Annotated in this window: 1 protein-coding gene; it reads right to left on the bottom strand. The window is 45.7% G+C overall.

From position 1 onward, the window contains the following. Positions 1–219 (bottom strand): MotA/TolQ/ExbB proton channel family protein (locus tag GQR38_RS20035; protein WP_206006350.1); only part of this gene is annotated, 219 nt, incomplete at both ends.

Raw genomic sequence — 219 nt, 5'->3', positions numbered from 1 at the left:
ACCTGCCGCGGTAGTGCGCATGGCTATGCCTAGGCCATCAGCAAGATCGTTCGGAGTAACTGAGCCTGTTGTGAGGGCAATTGCCTTAAACATATCAATTAAGCCTAATACAGTACCTAATAATCCTAACAATGGGCTAATAACGCCAATCAATGCGAGTAATTTTAAGCCGCTGTGAAGTTCTTGACGTTTATCTTGCACCCAGATACTCGCGGTATC

This window comes from Pseudoalteromonas sp. c7(2019), assembly GCF_011378625.1.
In the GTDB taxonomy this organism is placed as follows: Bacteria; Pseudomonadota; Gammaproteobacteria; order Enterobacterales; family Alteromonadaceae; genus Pseudoalteromonas; species Pseudoalteromonas arctica.
This window is presented reverse-complemented; position numbering and strand designations above follow the sequence as displayed.